Source organism: Shewanella sp. NKUCC06_TVS (genome assembly GCF_019345515.1).
GTDB classification, from domain to species: Bacteria; Pseudomonadota; Gammaproteobacteria; order Enterobacterales; family Shewanellaceae; genus Shewanella; species Shewanella oncorhynchi.
This window is the reverse complement of sequence record NZ_JAHKQX010000003.1, coordinates 304,565-325,618: the sequence shown is the minus strand read 5'-3', so window position 1 is coordinate 325,618 and position 21,054 is coordinate 304,565. Positions and strand designations below refer to the sequence as shown.

Below are 21,054 nucleotides of genomic sequence, written 5' to 3'. Positions count from 1 at the left end.
TCTATCGCTAATTAGCTCAATGAGGCGATTAATTCATCGAGCTTTTGCGTCAGTTCGGCGACTTGTTGTTCAAGCTCTGTCACTCTGTTCACTAATTCAAGCGGCTCTGCGTCTACAGACAAAGCGACATGGGCTAAGGTATGGCTTGTGCTATGGGATTGACTAGCACTTTCGTGCGATGACGCTGCAGAGAATAATTCCACATAACGGGATTCACGGCGACCAGCTTCTCTGGGTAATTGTTTTAAGAAGGGCTTTTCACGGCTCATTAATTGGCGGATGCAATCTTCCACGTCGATCACGTCTTTAAATTCGTGTAGGCGATTGCTGCGGGTCCGTAGTTCTCCCGGTGTTTGTGGGCCACGTAATAGCAACAAACAGACGATGGCGAGTGCGGCGGGGGACAGTTGAAGTTCGCTGAATTCGGTATTGCAGAACCTGTGTTTGTATTTAACGACGCGGCTGCCGAATCCCGACTGTTCGCTGATCAAACGTTTCCGATTTAGGGAATCAACGGCGATTTGCACTTGGGTTTCGCTGAGTTCGAGTACCGGCTCGCGGCTGGTTTTTTGATTGCAGGCTAAGGTCAAAGAGTTTAGCGAGAGTGGATATTGCTCAGGGGTGGTGATTTCTTTCTCAAGCAGGCATCCGATGACTCTGGCTTCGTGTAACGTGAGTTCCATATAAGCTCCAAAGAAAAAAGCATGGCTTTGTTTATAACAGAGCCATGCTTAATATCCTAGGAGTTGTCAGTCAAACTTTGCCTTAGTGGCGGTAAACTGTACAATTTTAACGCTAAGTCCTGAATAGAGTTGATTATTCTGCTGTTTCAGTTAAACGCAGACCATCATTATCTATGCTCAGTTGGCCATTCTTAAATAAGCCACCTATGGCTTTTTTGAAGGCTTTTTTACTCATACCAAGCTGATCGTAAATGATTTCAGCATCGGTTTTATCGGTCAGGGCTAAGAAGCCGCCAGCCTGTTTGAGTTTGATCAGGATAATGTGGGCGTGCTTATCTAACTCTTGTTTACTGCCTTGTTGCAGCACAAGATCGATTTTGCCGTCGCGGCGCACTTGTTTGATGAAACCTTTGAGTCTTTGGCCGAAACGCAGTTTTTGGAACACTTCGTTTTCGTAAATCACGCCCCAATGGGCATGATTAATAATGGCTTTGTAGCCTAAATCTGTGGTGCCGCCGATGTATAAATCGACCTGCTCACCCACTGTGTAGTCTGGCTCAGTCTTATCGAGGAACTTATCGATTTTTGATGAGGCCATGATGCGTTCATCGGCGCGGTTGGCGTGTACATAGACCAGATATGAGCGGCCTTCTTCGATAGGCTTATGTTGCTCACCGAAGGGCAGTAATAAATCTTTATCTAAGCCCCAGTCTAAAAAGGCGCCATAAGGGCCGGTTGCAACGGCTTTTAAATAGGCAAATTCGCCTACCTGTGCCAATGGACGGCGAGTGGTAGCAATCACGATATCTTCAGAATCTAGATACAGAAACACGTCAAGCAGATCACCGACTTGGCAGTCTTTTGGGGTGACTTTGTTTGGCAGCAGTACTTGCCCTAATTCGTGGGCGTTTAAATACACGCCAAAGCTGACTTGTTTTACAACCTCAAGTTTGCAGGTTTTACCTATCTGTACCATGGATCTCTCTGTGCATAATGGAATGTGATTCGGTTGCGATTATACACTTCGGTGCTGAAACTGCAGCATTATTGTCTTTGAGCTTTATCTTAGCATGTGTGAGCCGTCACTCAGCGCAGGCTTAACCACGCATTGTGTCTCGGAGGAACCACTGATTTGTGGCGGGTTTGGCGCTGTGATATTGGTTGTTTGGCTTTGCTTAATGTTGGCAAATGTGTATCACTTGAGTGACACACAAAAATCAGGGATATTTGCAGGGGTAAATGTCAATAAAAGTGACAAAGGTGATATAAAAAATATTGAACAGACTTGTACGACGTTTATGGGTTAACTAACTAATATTACTCTATTTAAAACCAATGGGTGGCGGGTGGTTGTTAAGCAAGTGTTTATTATATTTTAATGCAAAAGATTAAATGAGATTCTTGCTTGCATTCTGTGACATTGCGCGGTTTAATTGCGCCGTTCAACGATTCCGCTCGTTGCAGACATTACAAATATTACGTGAGTAATAAAGGTTTTATGGTTCACCAGTCATTAACCGTGTAATTGACAACATATCGATTTACATGGGGTTAAGAGGGTTTTTATTAGCTAATGCACAAGCATCCATTTTTTGCACTTTGCCTAAAAGTGTCACAATGCCAACGCTCGATTGTCGTACCATACGATGATACTGGCCTTAAGCATCTCACGTTGATCCGCATCAATTCTGGCCGCGAAGAAGCCAATAGTCCCCTGTTAAAATAATCTTGCCTAGCGATAAGCTGGTTTGGCGTTTTCGCTAGTTCAGTGTTATCGGTTTTCGTTTTCTACTTGTGTTATCGGTTTCTGAAGGTCTTAACCTCTTTCAAACGTCTTTAAGCTACTTATTAGCTTGATGTTTTAAGGATGCGACTCAGGATCTTATTTGGCTTTTTGGCGGTATTTGTGCCCTTTAGCCTGAGGATAAATGCAAGCGAGGCAAGTAAAGATAGCTTTACTGAGGTAAGGGAATAAGCTTTCCCTTCAATATGATACGATGTATTGCGCTAAGATGCGTTGTCTCTTGCGCTATTAATGAAAATCGCAGCAATGTCACTTACACTAGCGTGACGTTGCGGCATTAAGGAGAAGGTAAAATCTACCTTCGTGTATGTCAGGTAAGGTGTCCCTTTGCCTGGGTTTGTCGAACGGGCGGTTGTGCTATTAAGCCATAACCGTTTAACCCATTTTTTAATAGACGGGCTAAATAATAATGAATGATTGGTCTATTGATGATGCTCGTGCTGGGTACAATGTTACTCACTGGAGCCAAGGTTTTTATGGGATTAGCGATCAAGGTGAGGTGACTGTGTCACCGGACCCCAAAAATCCTGATTACAAGATTGGCTTAAATGAGCTAGCCAAAGACATGGTTAAGGCGGGAGTCGCTTTACCTGTACTAGTTCGTTTTCCGCAGATCCTGCACCACAGAGTGAACAGTTTGTGCCAAGCATTCGACCAAGCGATACAGAAGTACGAGTATCAGGCGGACTATTTGCTGGTTTACCCGATTAAAGTAAACCAACAGCAAACTGTGGTGGAAGAGATCCTGGCGAGTCAGGCATCAAAAGAAGTACCACAACTGGGTTTAGAAGCAGGCAGTAAGCCTGAGCTGATGGCTGTGTTAGCCATGGCGCAAAAAGCCAGTTCAGTCATTGTATGTAATGGTTATAAAGATAATGAATATATACGTTTAGCACTGATTGGTGAAAAGTTAGGCCACAAGGTTTACATCGTTTTAGAAAAACTGTCTGAACTGAAAATGGTGTTAGCTGAATCTAAACGTCTGGGTGTGACACCGCGTTTAGGTCTACGTGCACGTTTAGCGTTCCAAGGCAAAGGCAAGTGGCAGGCGAGCGGCGGTGAGAAATCTAAGTTCGGTTTATCTGCTGCGCAAATTTTGCTGGTTGTAGAGCAACTTAAGCAACACGATATGCTGGATTCGCTGCAATTGCTGCATTTCCACTTAGGTTCGCAAATCGCTAATATCCGTGATATTCGCCAAGGTGTGAGTGAAGCGGGTCGTTTCTACTGTGAATTACGTGAATTAGGCGCAAGCGTTAACTGCTTCGACGTCGGTGGTGGTTTAGCGGTGGATTACGATGGCACTCGTAGCCAAAGTAATAACTCGATGAACTATGGCCTGACCGAATACGCCAACAACATAGTTAACGTATTGACTGACATCTGTAATGAATACGAGCAACCTATGCCACGTATTATTTCAGAGTCTGGTCGTTACTTAACGGCGCACCATGCTGTGCTTATTACCGATGTTATCGGTACTGAAGCCTATCAGCCTGAAGATATTCAACCGCCAGCGGAAGATTCACCACAGTTATTGCATAACATGTGGCATTCATGGTCTGAGATCAGCGGTCGCGCCGATCAACGTGCTTTGATTGAGATTTACCACGATAGCCAAAGTGACTTACAAGAAGCGCATTCGCTATTCGCTTTAGGTCAATTGACCTTAGCGGAGCGTGCGTGGGCTGAGCAAGCTAACCTGCGCGTGTGTCATGAAGTGCAAGGGCTATTGAGTGCGAAAAACCGTTATCACAGACCTATCATTGATGAACTCAATGAAAAGTTAGCCGATAAGTTCTTTGTTAACTTCTCATTATTCCAGTCATTACCGGATGCTTGGGGTATTGACCAAGTGTTCCCAGTATTGCCGTTATCGGGCCTAGATAAAGCCCCTGAACGCCGTGCTGTCATGCTCGATATCACCTGTGACTCTGACGGTATTGTCGATCAATACGTTGATGGTCAAGGGATTGAAACCACGCTGCCAGTGCCAGCATGGAGTGCGGATAGCCCGTACCTGATTGGTTTCTTCCTTGTGGGTGCATACCAAGAAATCTTGGGTGATATGCATAACCTGTTTGGTGATACAAACTCAGCAGTGGTTCGCATCGAAGATAATGGTGTGACTAACATCGAATCGGTATTGGCGGGTGACACGGTTGCTGACGTATTGCGTTACGTTAACTTAGATGCGGTGGCCTTTATGCGCACTTATGAAGAGTTAGTGAATCTGCATATCGCCGAAGGTGAACGCGCACAAATTTTAGAAGAATTGCAACTAGGGCTGAAAGGCTATACCTATTTAGAAGATTTTTCTTAATTTATAGCGTGTTAAAATAAATCAGCCTTGGGTAACCTCGGCTGATTTTTGTTTTTATAAGGACAGATTTTTCGCTTTTATTGCCGTTTTAGTCGTGTAAAATCGCGTTGTTCTAGGATCAAGTAAAGGATGAGTGACGATCATGAGGTCAAAGGGTTGATGTTTTTTGAAGGTTCAGAAAAAAAACTCGAGATTATCGTGACGGCGTCTGCGCCGAATTTACGCGAACTCGATGTGAGTTTTTGGTCTGCCTTAGTCAACTGTGCCCACGCCGAGATACTGTCGCAGTTAAGTAATGCGGACTGTGATGCCTATCTGTTGAGTGAATCCAGCTTGTTTGTATGGCACGACAGATTTGTCATGCTCACCTGTGGTAACAGTACCTTAGTGGACGCCGCTTGTTACTTTATCGGCGCGCTTGGCGTGCCTGCCATGGCATTGGTGAGTTATCAGCGTAAAAACGAATACCAAGCTCATCTGCAAACCACGAGCTTTGCCGAGGATATTGGCAAATTGCGCCAACGTATCACCGGTAAAGCCTTTCGAGTAGGCCATCTCGACAGCCATCATCACTATTTTTTCTGCTCTGACAGTGATTATCGAGCACCAAATGATGATCAAACCAGTGAGCTGTTGATGTACCACATTCGTGGCGAATTTGCCGACTATCTTAATGGCGGCTCGCAGAGTAAAGATGAGATTTGCGCCGCACTCGAGCTTAACGATTTACTCCCTGAATTTGAGATTGACGCCCATTTATTTGATCCGTCAGGCTTTTCGATGAACGGTCTTTGGGGCAAATATTATGTTACTTTGCATATTACGCCTCAAAGCGAGAATGCGTGCGCTAGCTCCTATGTGAGCTTTGAAACGAATCTGGATTTAGCGCAGTATCCGCAAGATCTATTAGCGCGTCTATTAACCTTGTTTGCTCCTGTCAGTTGGGACACAATCCGCTTTAATACCGACGACTCAACGCAGGGATTTCCTGCCCATTTATGCTTAGGGCGGTGTTCATTAACGACCGAGCAAGGTTATGACATTGGTTTTAGCCACTATCAGCAGCTTCAGGCTGAAGTGCTGATCCCTGAACTCATGTGAATTTTTGGCGTTTGCTTAAGGAAACCCTATGACAGATCTCAGTGATATCCGCCGCGAGTATGCCAAAGGCGGCTTAAGACGTGCCGACTTACCGCAAAACCCGATGGATTTGTTTGAACTGTGGATGACGCAGGCGAGGGATGCAGAGCTTAGCGATCCCACCGCTATGTGTGTGGCGACGGTGGATGAGCACGGCCAACCTTTTCAACGTATAGTATTACTTAAGCGTTTTGATGACACAGGTTTCGTATTTTTTACTAACCTTGGCAGCCGCAAAGCACAGCAAATTGCTGCTAATAATAAAGTCAGTTTGCATTTTCCTTGGCATCCTCTAGAGCGTCAAGTATCGGTGCTCGGTGAAGCGCAGGCACTGTCCACCGCTGAAGTGCTTAAATACTTTATGACCCGTCCTAAGGACAGCCAAATTGCGGCTTGGGTATCGCAGCAGTCGAGTAAACTCAGCGCTAGACAAGTACTTGAAGGCAAATTCTTCGAAATGAAAGCAAAGTTCGCCAAGGGCGATGTGCCTTTACCCAGTTTTTGGGGCGGTTACTTAGTGAGACCTTCGAGTATCGAATTTTGGCAGGGTGGAGAACACAGGCTGCATGATCGTTTTATTTATTCTCGCCATGATGCAGAGTGGGAAATCGATCGTTTAGCGCCTTAGTACGGTGCATAGTTCGATAGCTTGGCATAAAACTGAGCTTGTGAACCTAACAACAGAGTTAAAAGACATTGAGTGATTATAAAATTTGGGTTGATGCGGACGCGTGTCCCAATCCTATCAAAGAAATCCTGTTCCGGGCGGCGGAGCGCAAAGCCCTGCCGCTGGTGCTGGTGGCTAATCAAATGATCCGCGTACCGCCATCTCCCTATATCAGCCAAATTCGAGTCGGTGCGGGATTTGATGTGGCCGATCAATATATTGTCGATCATGTGGAACCGACGCATTTAGTGATCACCGCGGATATTCCCTTAGCGGCTTTAATCATTGAAAAGGGCGCCTTGGCGCTCAATCCCCGTGGCGAGCTTTATACCGTCGATAACATAAAACAAAAGCTGACGATGCGCGATTTTATGGAGGATTTGCGCGGTTCTGGCGTGCACACCGGCGGGCCTGATTCGTTTTCTCAAGCAGATAAACAGGCTTTTGCCAATAGCTTAGATAAATGGTTAGTGCGCGTATGAATCATAGTTTACTGGTCGCTAATGGATAAACAGAGTATCTTTAGCTTAAGTTAGGTGATGTTGATCACGTTTAACTGGGCAGGATTTTAGCCTGTTGCGGATGTCGATTTTCTTTACGACATGGCTTTTAAACTCACTATTTAAGGACGGATACGATGAAAAAATGGATGGGAATTGTCGCCTTATCTGCTATGGCCAGTTTTAGCTGTGCCGCGCAATGGCAAGTGATGGAACAAGATTCGCGAGTCAGTTTTATTTCGGTAAAGAAAGGTGATATAGGTGAAGTCCATCACTTTAAACAACTCAAAGGTACGCTAAAAGATAACGGTCAATTTGAATTAACAATTCCACTAATCGGTGTGGCAACGGGTATTGATGTCCGCGATGAGCGGATGCAAAATTTGTTGTTTGAAGTGTCTTTGTATCCAGAGCTTAAACTGTCATCACAAGTAGACCCTAAGATACTAAAAAATCTTGGCGTCGGTGAGAGTAAAGTTTTTGATATTGATGGAAAAATTGCGTTACACGGCAAATCGCAAACTAAGGCTTTTTCGGTGATTATCACTAAAGTTTCTGATAACAAACTTTTAGTGAACAGTTTTCAACCGGTAATTGTTAATGCCAATGAGTTTGATCTTGTGGCTGGGATTGATAAATTACGTGAAATTGCGGGTTTATCGAGCATTAGTCAAGCTGTTCCTGTGTCATTTGTACTAACCTTAACTCAGTAACTTCAATAAGATTGGTATAGATCAATACGTCTGTTATCGAAGATAGGCTAGAGTTAAATAAGTGGCGTATGCTAGATCTTGATAAGAAGCCGAGCTTTTGGCTTCTTTGATATTTTCTGATGTGCTATTAATAGCATCACAATAGATATTAAGTTAATGAGTTTAAAGGGTAAAAAATGGTCACAGATAAAGATGGTTACATGCATTTGGTCCAGTATTTAACTGAACATCTTGGCTTATTTGAAACACCAGGTTCAGAGGTAGTTTCAGACGATACTGTGATGGAATTATTTGAAGAGCAATTGTCGGCACAGATCATTATGGTGTGTGGCCAAAATCCATCGTTGTCTTTTACGCAACGTAATGTGATTATCCGTGAAGTGGATGCAATTGTGTATGATTTAGAAGAAATTTTAGCTTCAGTTGCCAACCATAAAGCGACTCCCGCACAGACTTTATTTATTACCGAGTTTTCTAGTTTGATTAAGAATTTGTTCGATCAAGAAATCGCTAAACTTCAAGTGAGTGCTTAGTCAGAATAGCAATTAGATTATTTATTAATGCATGATTTTAGGTAAGTCATGACTAATACTATTTTTTAGCAGCGTAAATCACCATCGTTTGAGTACCATGTGTTTCCTCACTCTTATTGTTAAGCTCGAGCAGTCGTAGCCTTGAGTGTGAGGTAAATATCTGCTCTTTGCTTCACTTCATGTTATTTCGTATGGTCACCATTTTTCATCGAGTTCTGCGACTAAGTTTTGTTGCTGGGTTATGCGAGTTATCGCTGTGGATTAGCTCCTTTTGACGTTATTTGCATCACTGATGTGTATGTATAAAATGGTGTTAGCTTAAAATAAAAGCCCATCTTTCCCGCATTTATGTCATTGTCTGTGTATCTTTAGTGTATGAGCTTTAACTATTTTTCCCTTCATGTATTGATAAGGAGTGTTCAATGCTAACGATTTCTTCGGGTCATGCTGATGATATATTGGCTGTGGTCGCATCTGGCCGTGTTAACCATGGGGATGTTGAAGGCTATTTGGTTCCCGCCATAGAAGCCAAGCTGCAAGACCACGCCAGTATTCGCCTTTGGTACGAGTTTTCCCCTGAATTTGAAGGTATATCCGTTGGGGCCCTGTGGGATGATGCGGTATTAGGTTTATTTCATTTAAGTGATTTTTCAAGGGTCGTGATGATTGCTAATGCCACTCAAACAAATGCTATGGTTAATGCGCTAGCCTGCATGCTGCCATGTCCGGTAAAGGTATTTACCGCCGATGAACATAGCCAAGCCAAGGCATGGTTAGATCAATAACGCACCTTTGTTTATTGCGGTTCTAAATCTGTACTCAGTGGCCAACGACATTGAATGTGTGTGCCTTGGTTCAAGTGGCTACTGATGCTAAGGCTGCCATTGAGATCATTTTTAAGCCACAGATTTATACAGGTCAGCGTTCCAAGGCAGAGTTCTTGCGCTAGTTCTTGCCGTAATTGTGCGAGTTGCGGCTCTGTCATACCTATCCCATTATCGATAATACTGATGTGTAACTCTTCGCTCGACTTGTCGATATTAATGGTTATTTCACGCTGTTCATTGTGAGCTTTAAATGCATGATTCAACGTGTTGGTGATTAGACGATAAAACAGCTGCAAATATTGCCAAGAAGGGCCATCAATAATGATATTTTCTTCACAATTTAACGCTATTTCCACATTTGTTTTAGCTAACTGTACCTTTAGCAACCCTAAAAGATGACGCATAAATTGTGCGAGATGCAGTGGCCGAATATCGTTTTGATGATTCGTTAATAACTGGGCAATATGTCGCAATTTATCTGCCTGAGTCACCATGATTTCGGTGATCTGATTTTGGTCGTTAGCATTATCTATTGGCTGAAGTTGGCACACTTTGGCGAGTAGCTGATCTTGCTCATGCATAATTTGCGTCATCATTTCAGCTAGAAAATTTTGCATTAGCTGTTGGCTTTGTTCACGACTGAGATTGAGTTGCTGATGCTTCTCAAGTAATTGGGTTGATTTGTCTTGGAGCAGATGGAGTTCATGGTTATGTTGATTACTGAGGCGAACTTGTTCTTGTAGGTGATTAAGCGCCTCGACTTGCCCTAAAAGTAACTTTTCTTGTTCTTGCTCTTTAATTTTTTGTAAGGTGATATCAAAGGCGATAGCACCGACTGCAATAACGGTATCGTCATCATCTTTGATCTTAAATTTAGTCACGATATAAATAAGATTGCCTAGGGGCGATGGAATAGCTTCTTCGAAGTTTATGGCTTCATGATTATGCAGAACGCGTCGATCATTTTGTTGATACTCGTGGGCAAATTGGCTGGGAAATATCTCAAAATCAGAGGTGCCAATAATGCGTCTGCGTTCTATACCTAAGATTTCACAATATTTGTCATTGACGAGAATATATTTACCGTGAAGATCTTTGATATAGATGAGATTTTGAGAAAATTTAAGTAAAGCCCTCAATTGTTCTTTATGGCGCTTTAACTCCAGTTGAAACAGGTTTTGGCTCTGCAATTGCTGTTCTAGTGCCAGGTTACTCGCATCTAAGCTCGCCATTGCCACTTCAAGCTGTCGAGTACGCGACAGGAATGTTTTTGCCAATAAGCCAATTTCGTCATGGCTGTTATTGGCTTTGAGTTCGATAGAGGCGGAATCATTACGTTTTAAGGCTTGGACGATTTCAATAATGGGGGTGATAAATAGTCGGTGCTGGAGTAAGAATAATAGAATTAAGCCTAATAGTTGAATACAGACTAAATAAACGCCGACCTTTTCGATTAAATGTTTAGCGGTATCCTGCAGCGGTGAAATTGGGGTGACGACAAGTACCTTCCAATAGGTATTTGGCATGAGAAATACCGAAACGAGGGATGCCGTTTTAAGGATTGGATCATGGGCCAAAGTTACCGACGTCAGTAATTTCGGGGCAGTAAAATGATTTAAAGCATTGTTATTTACGATGGCCGCTAACATGTCACGCTCATTTTGATGACTTAGTCTCGTTAGATGCTGCATCTGTTCTTGGGTAAAAACGCGCTCGGCAATCGCCGCTTCTATAAAGGCTTTATCTGCACTCTGTAATGCGACTTCGACGGGGCTGAAATCTGGCTGTTGGCTGGCGAGATGATTGAAGGTGACGAAAGAATGATTGGTATTGGTTTGATGCTTAAGATAGTTATTGGCATCTGGATAGGCGAGTACTTGGTTTTGATGATCTAAGGCTATGACATAGCCTCTGACATTAATCATAGTATTGCGTAATAGCACATTGAGCTTTTCTAAACTGATATCCACAGTGGCGGCACCAATAAACTGATGGTCCATCCACATAGCGCCTGAGGCTGTGATCATTGACTCATGGGTTGTCGGATCGAAATAAGATTTTGACCAGAAAATTTTACCTGCAGGAAAATAGCGCGTCGGGCGATACCATTCTTCGGTGTGGTAGCTTGGGAACGTGTCTTTGTTATAGGAATCAATGGTGACTAATTCATCGTTTACATTGTGTGCCCAAAACAGGCTATCTCGAAATTTTTGCTGATTAAACGCGCCGGGTTCCGGCCAGACGCCGCCACCAGAGATGATGCGTTGTTGACTATCGAGCTTCAGCAACGTGGGAATGGTTTTCACCAGTTGCTCATGATCATAGCGGTAAAGTTTGGCAATACTGGAAATAGAGTCGACTACGGTTTCAACCTGTGAAGTCATTTCTTGCAGTTTGGCGATAATCAACTGGCCATAGTTTTGGTTTAACACGGCTTGCTGATCAAGAACTTGTTGGCGTTGAATGCTCAGCATCACCCAAGCTGTACTACAAATCAAAATAGCGGCAATGACGAGCTGAATAAGGCTAAATTTGAATGGCAAACTGTTTTGCCATTGGGTTAATGGCGTGTGTGGCTCAGATGTCGAACTTTTTCCCATAATCCCCAGTTTCCAAATCACCACTTTTCATTGAGCCAGTGTAGCGCTTTCTCACTGTTTTGCTATTGGCATATGTTTAAGTTGCGAGGATTGAATAGGATAAGTGGAATATAATCGTCAATAAAAAGGCAGGTTTTATGCCTGCCTTATCTCAAACTCGTTATTTATAAAGAGACGGTTTATTTGAACCACTTAGGACAGGCACAATAAAGAGTAACCAAGCGACTAAGAAGCCACTGAAAGCCACTACCATCCATTCGGGCATCGTTACACCCATAAAGACCCAAGGTACATCAGTACACATGCCAGTAGGCATCATAACGGCAGGGAACCATTCGTGTAATGGCATCCAAGCTGGAAATTCAGGTAAGAATGAACAGGTTGAAAAAGGGGATGGGTTGGCTTGCATATCTACGAGCGATAAGGCTAGTTTTAATCCCCAAGTTGCACTGATGGCCCAGAGCACGGCAGCTAAGATCCTGACGATTCGATATTTGGGTGCTGTCATGCCAATGAGACCTGCTGCCAATAAACCAAAAATAGCGAGTCTTTGGTAAATACACATGACACAGGGTTCTAGTTTCATGACATATTGAAAATACAGGGCGGCTGCTTCTAACCCAAGGGCTGTGCCTGCGAGAATAAACCAAGATGAACGGGAATGGGCAAAGCGAGTCATTACAGTCAAAGTGAGCTCCATATCAACAAAAAACGCCCTCAGACATGGGGCGTTTTTTGGACTCTACTTATTAAATAAAGTTCAGTCAATAAAGAAGATTAATGTCCAGTCATCGGCTCTAAAACTTCACTCGCGCTGTGATGGATGATTATCTGGGAATCATAGAAATATTGGGTAGCTTGTTCTAAGAAACCCGTTTGAATCGCCATGACACCTACAATAGACAGCACGATAGTGTAAGGTAATGCCATCCATACCATTCTGCCATAGGATAAGCGGATAAGTGGTGCTAGGGCTGAGGTTAGTAGGAACAAGAACGCCGCTTGACCATTGGGCGTGGCAACCGAAGGTAAATTAGTTCCAGTATTAATCGCAACGGCCAGCAAGTCGAATTGATCACGGCTGATTTGACCGTTAATCAATGCCGCTTTCACTTCGTTAATGTACACAGTGCCGACGAACACGTTATCACTCACCATAGACAGTAATCCGTTGGCAATATAGAAAATCACCAACTGAGTATTGCCTTGATAACTCAGTGCCCATTGGATCACTGGTGCGAATAAGTGCTGGTCGATAATCACGCCAACAACCGCAAAGAAGACAGCTAATAACGCGGTAAAAGGCAGTGCTTCTTCGAAAGCTTTACCGAGGGCATGCTCATCGGTAACGCCGTTAAAGGCTGTGGTTAAAATAATCACAGAAAGACCAATTAGGCCCACTGAAGCCAAGTGCAATGCAAGTCCTGCGATCAACCAGACACCCACTAAGGCTTGGACGATTAACTTCATGTTGTCTTTATTGGTACGGCGCGCATCTTCATGGGCGGCATATTCACATAAGATCCGATGAACAGCTGTTGGCAACTTAGCGCCATAACCAAAAATGCCAAATTTTTCAACTAAGTAACAAGTTAAGATACCCGAGATTAATACAGGAACAGTAACGGGTGACATACGCACGGCGAATTCACCAAATTGCCAATTTGCTTGCGCGGCGATAATAAGGTTTTGTGGTTCACCCACCATAGTACACACGCCGCCCAGCGCAGTACCTACACCCGCATGCATTAACAGATTACGTAGGAAACCACGGAATGCACTGAGTTCTTCTTCGTTTAACTGATCTTCACCATCATCATTTTTACCTTCAGAGGTATGATCGTGATCAGCGCCGAAATCTTTTCCAGAAGCGACCTTGTGGTAAATAGAATAGAAACCCACAGCGACCGCGATAATGACGGCAATAACCGTTAACGCATCTAAGAAGGCTGATAAAAAGGCTGAAGCCAAACAAAACATTAATGACACTAAAATTTTAGAGCGCACTTTAGTAATGATTTTCGTGAAGCCAAATAGCAGCAATTGCTTCATGAAATATATACCAGCGACCATAAATACCAAGAGTAATAATACTTCGAGGTTGGCTTCTATTTCATGTAAGACTTGGCTTGCCGATGTCATTCCGATCGCGACGGCTTCAATTGCCAATAATCCGCCGGGCTGTAATGGATAGCATTTTAATGCCATTGCTAAGGTAAAAATAAATTCAAGCACCAATACCCAACCAGCCACAAAGGGGTCGACATAGAAAAAGAGTATTGGATTGATAATTAAAAATGACAGTATTGCGGTTTTGTACCACTTAGGAGAATTTCCTAAGAAGTTCCCAATAAACGCCTGACTCATTGTCGCCGGCATGGCAGCCTCTCTTCTAATTATGTTAAAAATTGCACGTGATTATTATCAATACCTGCGTTAGTTAAATGAGTCTAGCCTAAAGAGAAAGCTAATGTAATGAGTTACTGATACCGACATTTCAAAAAGCGGAGCTAAGCGGCAAAATTGGCCCATCCTGTATTGACCTTGGTCGTTTTTTTGAACGATTCTGTGACATTTACACGGCGATAACACAGTGATTTTAAGTGAATGGTTTCCATTTTTTACCGCTCTGGTATGATCAGTGACCATTACGACGCACAACAACTGGATAAGTGGGCTGATGATTATCAATGCCAAAGGACCTGCAAGTTTTGCAGAGAAGTATATTGTGAGATCAATTTGGGAAAACAAATTTCCTCCAGGGTCCATTTTACCGGCTGAACGTGAGCTTTCAGAATTGATTGGTGTGACTCGCACCACTTTGCGTGAGGTGCTACAGCGCTTGGCGCGTGACGGTTGGTTGAAAATTCAGCATGGCAAACCAACACGGGTTAACAACTTTTGGGAAACCTCAGGCTTAAACATTCTTGAGACTATTGCTGATTTGAATCCCGAGGGTTTTCCGGTATTGGTTGACCAACTCTTGTCAGCTAGAACGAACGTCAGTGCTATCTATTTTCGCGGTGCTTTGCGTTATAACCCGGATACCGCTGTGGAGGTACTTGCAAAGATACACCAGCTTGAAGATACGGCTGAATCCTATGCTGAATTTGACTACTTACTGCATCACACCTTAGCGTTTTCGTCAGGAAATCCACTTTACGTTTTGATATTAAACGGATTTAAAGGTTTGTATAGTCGAGTTGGTCGTTATTACTTTACCAGCTCAGATGCGCGTTTATTAGCATTGAACTTTTACAAAGAATTAGAACTGTTGGCTCAGGCGAAAAATTACCTCGATGTCTCTGCGCTAATGCGTACCTATGGCATGAATAGCGGTAAGATGTGGTTACAATTACGCGAAGATATGCCGGCTTCTATTGCTCAAGATCATTAAACTCTGTGAGTGATATCGCGTTAAGATAGCGCTAAATAAACAAAAAGGCCGTTTCAATTGGAAACGGCCTTTTTATTGTGCTTATTATTCTGGTTTATTGGCTTCAGGGCAGGATGCTAAGACGCTAATACTCGCATCTGCATTTTTTTGCTCTAAGGTGACAGTGAAACCCCATAATCGATGTAAATGCTTTAATACTTCTTTATGGCTGTTGGCTAAGGGAATATCGTTATTTGGCACATAATGTAAGGTTAAGGATCGATCACCGTTGATTTCTACATTATGTACTTGGATATTCGGCTCAATATTAGACAGGTTATATTGTTGTGATAGTAACTGGCGAATATCTTGATAGCCCCGTTCATCGTGGATTGCGGATACCGAAAGATAATTGCGTTTCTCATCATCATGGATACCAAACAATTTAAATTGGCGGATAACTTTAGGTGAGAGATATTGGCTTATAAAACTTTCATCTTTAAAGTTTTGCATCGCAAAATGCAATGTTTCTATCCAATTACTGCCGGCAATGTCGGGAAACCAAGCTTTATCTTCATCGGTTGGATTTTCACAAATACGCCGAATATCGGTGAACATGGCAAAACCTAAAGCATATGGGTTGATGCCACTGTAATAACGACTGTTGTAATCGGGTTGAGCCACAACGCCTGTATGGCTTTGCAAAAACTCGATCATGAAGCGGTCAGTGACCACGCCATCGTCGTACAAGTGATTCAAGATAGTGTAATGCCAGAAGGTTGCCCAGCCTTCATTCATCACTTGAGTTTGTTTTTGCGGATAAAAATATTGCGCCATTTTACGCACAATACGGATTATTTCCCTTTGCCATGGTTCAAGCAAAGGAGCGTTTTTCTCGATGAAATATAAAATATTTTCCTGCGGTTCGGCGGGGAAACGACGTTTTTTAGATTGAGACTGCTCATGTTGATGGGTCGGAATCGTGCGCCATAAATCATTTACTTGGCTTTGAAGGTAAGCCTCGCGATCCTTTTGTCTTGCTTGTTCTTCCCTGAATGAGATTTCAGAGGGACGTTTATAACGATCGACACCATAGTTCATTAGCGCATGACAGGAGTCTATGACGCTTTCGACTTGTTCTACACCGTATTTTTGCTCGCAGTCACTGATGTAGTTTTTAGCAAAGACAAGGTAGTCAATAATCGAGCTCGCATCTGTCCATGTCTTAAATAAGTAATTGTTTTTAAAAAAGCTGTTATGTCCGAAACAGGCGTGAGCTATCACCAGCGCCTGCATTGTGATGGTATTTTCTTCCATTAAGTAAGCGATACAGGGGTTAGAGTTAATCACAATTTCATAGGCGAGCCCCATTTGGCCACGTTTGTAACCTTGCTCGGTTTCGATAAAACGTTTGCCGAAAGACCAATGGGTGTAACCTATGGGCATACCTATGCCAGCATACGCATCCATCATCTGTTCTGCTGTGATGACTTCAATTTGATTTGGGTAAGTGCTGAGTTTATAGAGCGCTGCCACCCGCTCAATTTCCTTGAGGTAGTCCTGAAGTAGCTCGAAGCTCCAGTCGGGACCATCGCTCAGTGGTGTCCAAGATGTTGATTTAGTTATCCCCATAGTGCCCCCTTAAACCGCTTGTTTCTTGAATAGCTCCCTAAAGACAGGGTAAATATCTTCGGCTTGACGTATATGCTGCACGGCGATGTTGTCGTAATGCTGTTGTAGGGATTCATATTCGCGCCACAGGGTTTGATGGGCCCGATTGGTGATTTCGATATAGCTGTAGTAGCGCACCAGTGGCAATATTTTTTGTTCTAACAATTGCCTACAGGTAGGTGAATCGTCGGCCCAGTTATCACCGTCGGATGCTTGGGCTGCGTAAATATTCCACTCATCGGCGGGGTAGCGGGCTTGTTGAATTTCATGCATTAATTTCAATGCACTGGACACTATGGTGCCGCCCGTTTCTTGGGAGTAAAAGAACTCGTGTTCATCGACTTCTTTGGCTTGGGTATGGTGGCGAATGTAAACCACTTCTAAATTTTTATAGGTACGGGTGAGGAACAGATACAGCAAGATATAGAAGCGTTTTGCCATATCTTTAGTTGCCTGATCCATAGAACCAGACACATCCATTAAACAGAACATCACAGCTTGACTAGAAGGGATTTCCCTTTTGGAATAGTTATTAAAGCGTAGATCGAAGGTATCGATAAACGGCACTCTGGCAATCTTTTGTTTTAACTCCTCAATTTGGGCTTTTAAATCCAAAATCAACTCAGCCCTAGTGCCTGGAATATTTTCCAGTTCAGCAAGTTCTTGTTCTAACTCTTTTAATAGTTTCTTTTTACTGGCCGACATCGCAATGCGACGAGCAAGGGATGAACGTAATGAACGGACAATATTGATGTTAGCGGGGACGCCATCATTGGTGAACCCAGCACGGTAAATTTGGTATTCCACCAGTTTATTGAGGCGATTTTTTTGTAGATTGGGGAGTTCTAAGTCCTCAAACAATAACTCTAGATACTCGTCTTTAGAGATTTCGAACACAAAGTCATCGTCGCCTTCACCCGAGTTTGAGGCCTCGCCTTTGCCCGAACCGCCGCCTGAACCACCAGGTGGTCGGTCAATTTTATCGCCACGGGTAAATTGGTCATTACCGGGATGCACTCTGTCCCTGACGCCGCCTTTGCCTTGGTGAAACATAGGTTCACTGATATCCCGTGTTGGGATACTGATTTTTTCGCCTTTATCTACATCCGTTACGCTGCGACGAGTCACTGCATCGCTGACGGCTTTTTTAATTTGTTGCTTATATCTATTGATAAAGCGTTGGCGGTTGACTGTGCTTTTTCCTTTCGCATTCAACCGTCTATCGATAAAGTTCGCCATACGCACCTCCCAAAACCCAGCGAAGGCTTTGGCAACACCAAAGCCCTGTACTTAGTTAGCGCAAGTTTAAGAAGATTTACGAACTCGTAAATACCACTCAGACAAGAGTCGGACTTGTTTTTTGGTATAGCCTTTCTCCATCATGCGATTGACGAAATCATCGTGTTTGCGTTGATCGTCGTTCGACGTTTTGGCGTTAAAGGAAATAACAGGCAGTAAATCTTCTGTGTTGGAGAACATTTTCTTCTCGATCACAGTGCGAAGTTTCTCGTAGCTGGTCCAGAGCGGATTGTTACCCTCATGGTTCGCGCGGGCGCGCAGCACAAAGTTAACGATTTCATTACGGAAATCTTTAGGATTGCTGATCCCCGCGGGCTTCTCAATCTTTTCAAGTTCAGCATTGAGGGCGGCGCGGTCGAATAGCTGACCTGTTTCTGGATCGCGGTATTCTTGATCTTGGATCCAAAAATCGGCGTAGGTAACATAGCGGTCGAAGATATTTTGGCCGTATTCAGAGTAAGACTCTAAGTAAGCGGTTTGAATCTCTTTACCGATAAACTCCACATATTTAGGGATCAAATAACCTTTTAGGAATTCAAGATAACGTTCGGCGGTATCGCCGGGGAACTGTTCTTGTTCAATTTGTCGTTCGAGGACATAGAATAAATGTACTGGGTTGGCGGCGATCTCTGAATGGTCGAAGTTAAATACCCGCGACAAAATCTTAAAGGCGAAACGGGTGGATAGTCCATTCATGCCTTCATCGACACCTGCGTAATCACGGTATTCTTGGTAAGACTTAGCCTTAGGATCGGTATCTTTCAGGCTTTCACCGTCATATACCCGCATCTTAGAGTAGATGGAGGAGTTTTCAGGCGGCTTGATGCGTGACAACACACTAAATTGCGCTAAGGTTTCTAAGGTGCCGGGAGCGCAGGGCGCTTTCGATAACTCAGAGTTGATTAGCAGTTTTTGATAGATTTGCAGCTCTTCTGAGACCCGTAAACAGTAGGGCACTTTGACTATGTAAACACGGTCGAGGAAGGCTTCGTTGTTTTTGTTGTTTTTGAAGGTTGACCACTCGGACTCGTTTGAGTGAGCCAGAATAATCCCGCTATAGGGCAAGGCCGATAAGCCTTCTGTGCCGTTATAGTTACCTTCTTGCGTCGCAGTCAGTAGTGGATGCAGCACTTTAATGGGTGCCTTAAACATCTCGACGAATTCCATCACCCCTTGGTTTGCACGGCACAATGCGCCTGAATAGGCGTAAGCATCGGGATCATCTTGGGAGAAATGTTCGAGTTGCCGAATATCGACTTTACCGACAAGGGACGAAATATCTTGGTTGTTTTCATCACCAGGTTCAGTTTTCGCTATTGCCACTTGGTCCAGAATGGATGGAAAGACTTTTACCACGCGAAATTTGGAGATATCGCCACCAAACTCATGCAGACGTTTTACCGCCCAAGGCGACATGATAGTTTTCAGATAACGGTTGGGAATGTTGAATTCATCTTTTAACAGCTGTCCATCTTCTTCCACATCAAACAGGCAGAAGGGGTGATCGTTGACTGGGCTGCGGACTCCATTCGCGCTCAGAATGTAAATGGGCACTTTTTGCATTAGGGCTTTGAGTTTTTCGGCGAGTGATGACTTACCGCCGCCCACTGGGCCCAGTAGGTATAGAATTTGTTTGGATTCTTCTAATCCTTGAGCCGAGTGCTTTAGGTAAGCCACAATTTGCTCTATGGCGTCTTCCATGCCGAAGAAATCTTTAAATGCGGGATAGCGTGAAATAAGTCGATTCGAAAAAATACGGCTAAGTGTTGGATTTTTTGCGGTATCAATGACTTCTGCTTCACCAATTGCAAGCAGTAGTCGCTCTGATGCTGACATGTAAGCGCTGCGATCTCCCTTGCAGATGTCCAGAAACTCCTGCAAAGAATATTCTTCATCGAGTTTTTGTTCGTAGCGCTTTTGGTAATGCTCGAAAATGCCCATATAAACCCCCTGAAACGCCAGTGATGTCATGGAACGGATAACTGGCTAGCCAGCCTCCTACTCTAATCTTAGACACAAACTCACTATCTGTGTCAAAAAAATATCAAATAAAAACAATAACAAATAGTTGCAAACGCAATTATTGCACTTGTAGTTAGCGGAGGATAAATCGGTAGGATAAGGGATGGGCGGCAAACGAGGGGCATAAAAAAAGAGCCACTAGGGCTCTTTTTACTGGGATTAACCCACTGCTCATTCGGCAGTAAACAACGTTAGGTTAAATGAATTAACCTGCGAAGTTTTGGTTAACGAAGTCCCAGTTAACTAATTGCCAGAAGTGGGCAAGATAGTCAGGACGCACGTTACGGTAATCGATGTAGTAAGCGTGTTCCCACACGTCAACTGTCATGATTGGTGTTACTGTGCTGTCAGTCAGTGGCGTCGCTGCATTGCTAGTGTTAACGATAGCAAGAGTGCCATCGGCTTTTTTCACTAACCATGTCCAAGCGCTACCGAAGTTGTTTACTGCTGAATCAGTAAATTGCGCTTTGAATGCGTCGAATGAACCGAAAGCGGCATTGATTGCATCAGCAACTGGGCCTGTTGGTTCGCCGCCAGCATTAGGGGCTAAGCAGTTCCAGTAGAAAGTGTGGTTCCACACTTGAGCTGCGTTGTTAAATACGCCACCCGTAGAAGTTTTGATGATATCTTCTAAAGATTTACCAGCGAAATCAGTTCCTTCGATTAAGCCGTTTAGCTTCACAACATAAGTGTTGTGGTGCTTGCCGTAGTGGTATTCTATGGTTTCTTGAGAAATGTGTGGTTCTAGTGCGTTCTTTGCATATGGTAATGCGGGTAATTCGAAAGCCATTAGTATCTCTCCATGGTCTTAGGTTATCGTTTCTTAAACGTGCTCACTTAGGACTATTGTACCGATAAAATTTGTGATGTGAATCATTGTTTAGCTAATTGACTAG

The 21,054-nt window shown here is 43.6% G+C and carries 18 protein-coding genes; 9 read left to right on the top strand and 9 right to left on the bottom strand.

Features of this window, described 5'->3' with window-relative positions; all coding sequences use genetic code 11:
• Window positions 1-11 precede the first annotated feature (11 nt).
• Both KO531_RS05300 and KO531_RS05295 read right to left on the bottom strand, forming a co-directional pair.
• A complete protein-coding gene (locus tag KO531_RS05300; protein ID WP_219250548.1) occupies window positions 12-683 on the bottom strand; it encodes a DUF480 domain-containing protein in 672 nt (223 codons plus the stop codon).
• A 133-nt stretch (window positions 684-816) separates the two neighbouring features.
• Window positions 817-1,659 (bottom strand): S1-like domain-containing RNA-binding protein, encoded by an 843-nt coding sequence (locus KO531_RS05295; RefSeq protein WP_105252833.1) that lies wholly within the window; start codon window positions 1,657-1,659, stop codon window positions 817-819.
• A 597-nt stretch (window positions 1,660-2,256) separates the two neighbouring features.
• Between KO531_RS05295 and KO531_RS05290 the strand changes: the two genes are divergently transcribed.
• From KO531_RS05290 to KO531_RS05255, 8 genes are all read left to right on the top strand, one after another.
• Entirely contained in the window at window positions 2,257-2,409 is a 153-nt protein-coding gene (locus KO531_RS05290) for a hypothetical protein (RefSeq protein WP_011846564.1), read from the top strand.
• A gap of 487 nt (window positions 2,410-2,896) precedes the next feature.
• Window positions 2,897-4,810: a biosynthetic arginine decarboxylase gene (gene speA, locus KO531_RS05285; RefSeq protein ID WP_028760330.1), complete on the top strand. Its 1,914-nt coding sequence runs from the start codon at window positions 2,897-2,899 to the stop codon at window positions 4,808-4,810.
• Window positions 4,811-4,969: 159 nt separating this feature from the next.
• Window positions 4,970-5,911 (top strand): adenosylmethionine decarboxylase, encoded by a 942-nt coding sequence (locus KO531_RS05280; RefSeq protein WP_219250561.1) that lies wholly within the window; start codon window positions 4,970-4,972, stop codon window positions 5,909-5,911.
• Window positions 5,912-5,939: 28 nt separating this feature from the next.
• Window positions 5,940-6,578 carry a pyridoxamine 5'-phosphate oxidase gene (gene pdxH / locus KO531_RS05275; RefSeq protein WP_131523902.1) on the top strand — a complete coding sequence of 213 codons (639 nt, stop codon included), beginning with the start codon at window positions 5,940-5,942 and terminating at the stop codon, window positions 6,576-6,578.
• A gap of 68 nt (window positions 6,579-6,646) precedes the next feature.
• On the top strand, window positions 6,647-7,099 hold the full coding sequence (locus KO531_RS05270) for a YaiI/YqxD family protein (protein WP_006081277.1): 453 nt from the start codon (window positions 6,647-6,649) through the stop codon (window positions 7,097-7,099).
• Window positions 7,100-7,254: 155 nt separating this feature from the next.
• Window positions 7,255-7,830: a YceI family protein gene (locus KO531_RS05265; RefSeq protein ID WP_028760327.1), complete on the top strand. Its 576-nt coding sequence runs from the start codon at window positions 7,255-7,257 to the stop codon at window positions 7,828-7,830.
• Between the two features lie 176 nt (window positions 7,831-8,006).
• Complete coding sequence (locus KO531_RS05260; protein ID WP_028760326.1) at window positions 8,007-8,363, top strand: DUF3802 family protein; 357 nt, start codon at window positions 8,007-8,009, stop codon at window positions 8,361-8,363.
• Between the two features lie 422 nt (window positions 8,364-8,785).
• A complete protein-coding gene (locus KO531_RS05255) occupies window positions 8,786-9,148 on the top strand; it encodes an STAS/SEC14 domain-containing protein (RefSeq protein WP_028760325.1) in 363 nt (120 codons plus the stop codon).
• Window positions 9,149-9,159: 11 nt separating this feature from the next.
• On the opposite strand, the gene KO531_RS05250 is transcribed toward KO531_RS05255, so the two are convergent.
• The 3 genes from KO531_RS05250 to nhaB all read right to left on the bottom strand — a co-directional run bounded on the left by KO531_RS05250 (window position 9,160) and on the right by nhaB (window position 14,169).
• Entirely contained in the window at window positions 9,160-11,790 is a 2,631-nt protein-coding gene (locus KO531_RS05250) for a PAS domain-containing protein (protein ID WP_219250547.1), read from the bottom strand.
• Between the two features lie 160 nt (window positions 11,791-11,950).
• Window positions 11,951-12,478 (bottom strand): disulfide bond formation protein DsbB, encoded by a 528-nt coding sequence (gene dsbB / locus KO531_RS05245; RefSeq protein ID WP_028760323.1) that lies wholly within the window; start codon window positions 12,476-12,478, stop codon window positions 11,951-11,953.
• 89 nt (window positions 12,479-12,567) lie between these two features.
• The gene (gene nhaB / locus KO531_RS05240; protein WP_028760322.1) at window positions 12,568-14,169 is read right to left on the bottom strand and encodes a sodium/proton antiporter NhaB; all 1,602 of its coding nucleotides are present in this window, start codon (window positions 14,167-14,169) and stop codon (window positions 12,568-12,570) included.
• 301 nt (window positions 14,170-14,470) lie between these two features.
• Between nhaB and fadR the strand changes: the two genes are divergently transcribed.
• Window positions 14,471-15,187: a fatty acid metabolism transcriptional regulator FadR gene (fadR, locus tag KO531_RS05235; RefSeq protein ID WP_028760321.1), complete on the top strand. Its 717-nt coding sequence runs from the start codon at window positions 14,471-14,473 to the stop codon at window positions 15,185-15,187.
• Window positions 15,188-15,271: 84 nt separating this feature from the next.
• On the opposite strand, the gene KO531_RS05230 is transcribed toward fadR, so the two are convergent.
• The 4 genes from KO531_RS05230 to sodB all read right to left on the bottom strand — a co-directional run bounded on the left by KO531_RS05230 (window position 15,272) and on the right by sodB (window position 20,948).
• Complete coding sequence (locus KO531_RS05230) at window positions 15,272-16,798, bottom strand: SpoVR family protein (RefSeq protein ID WP_173496550.1); 1,527 nt, start codon at window positions 16,796-16,798, stop codon at window positions 15,272-15,274.
• A 9-nt stretch (window positions 16,799-16,807) separates the two neighbouring features.
• Window positions 16,808-18,076, bottom strand: a complete 1,269-nt coding sequence (locus KO531_RS05225) for a YeaH/YhbH family protein (RefSeq protein WP_219250546.1) — start codon at window positions 18,074-18,076, stop codon at window positions 16,808-16,810.
• Window positions 18,077-18,142: 66 nt separating this feature from the next.
• Window positions 18,143-20,077, bottom strand: a complete 1,935-nt coding sequence (locus tag KO531_RS05220) for a PrkA family serine protein kinase (RefSeq protein WP_131523897.1) — start codon at window positions 20,075-20,077, stop codon at window positions 18,143-18,145.
• A gap of 286 nt (window positions 20,078-20,363) precedes the next feature.
• Window positions 20,364-20,948, bottom strand: a complete 585-nt coding sequence (gene sodB / locus KO531_RS05215; protein ID WP_028760317.1) for a superoxide dismutase [Fe] — start codon at window positions 20,946-20,948, stop codon at window positions 20,364-20,366.
• Window positions 20,949-21,054 lie beyond the last annotated feature (106 nt).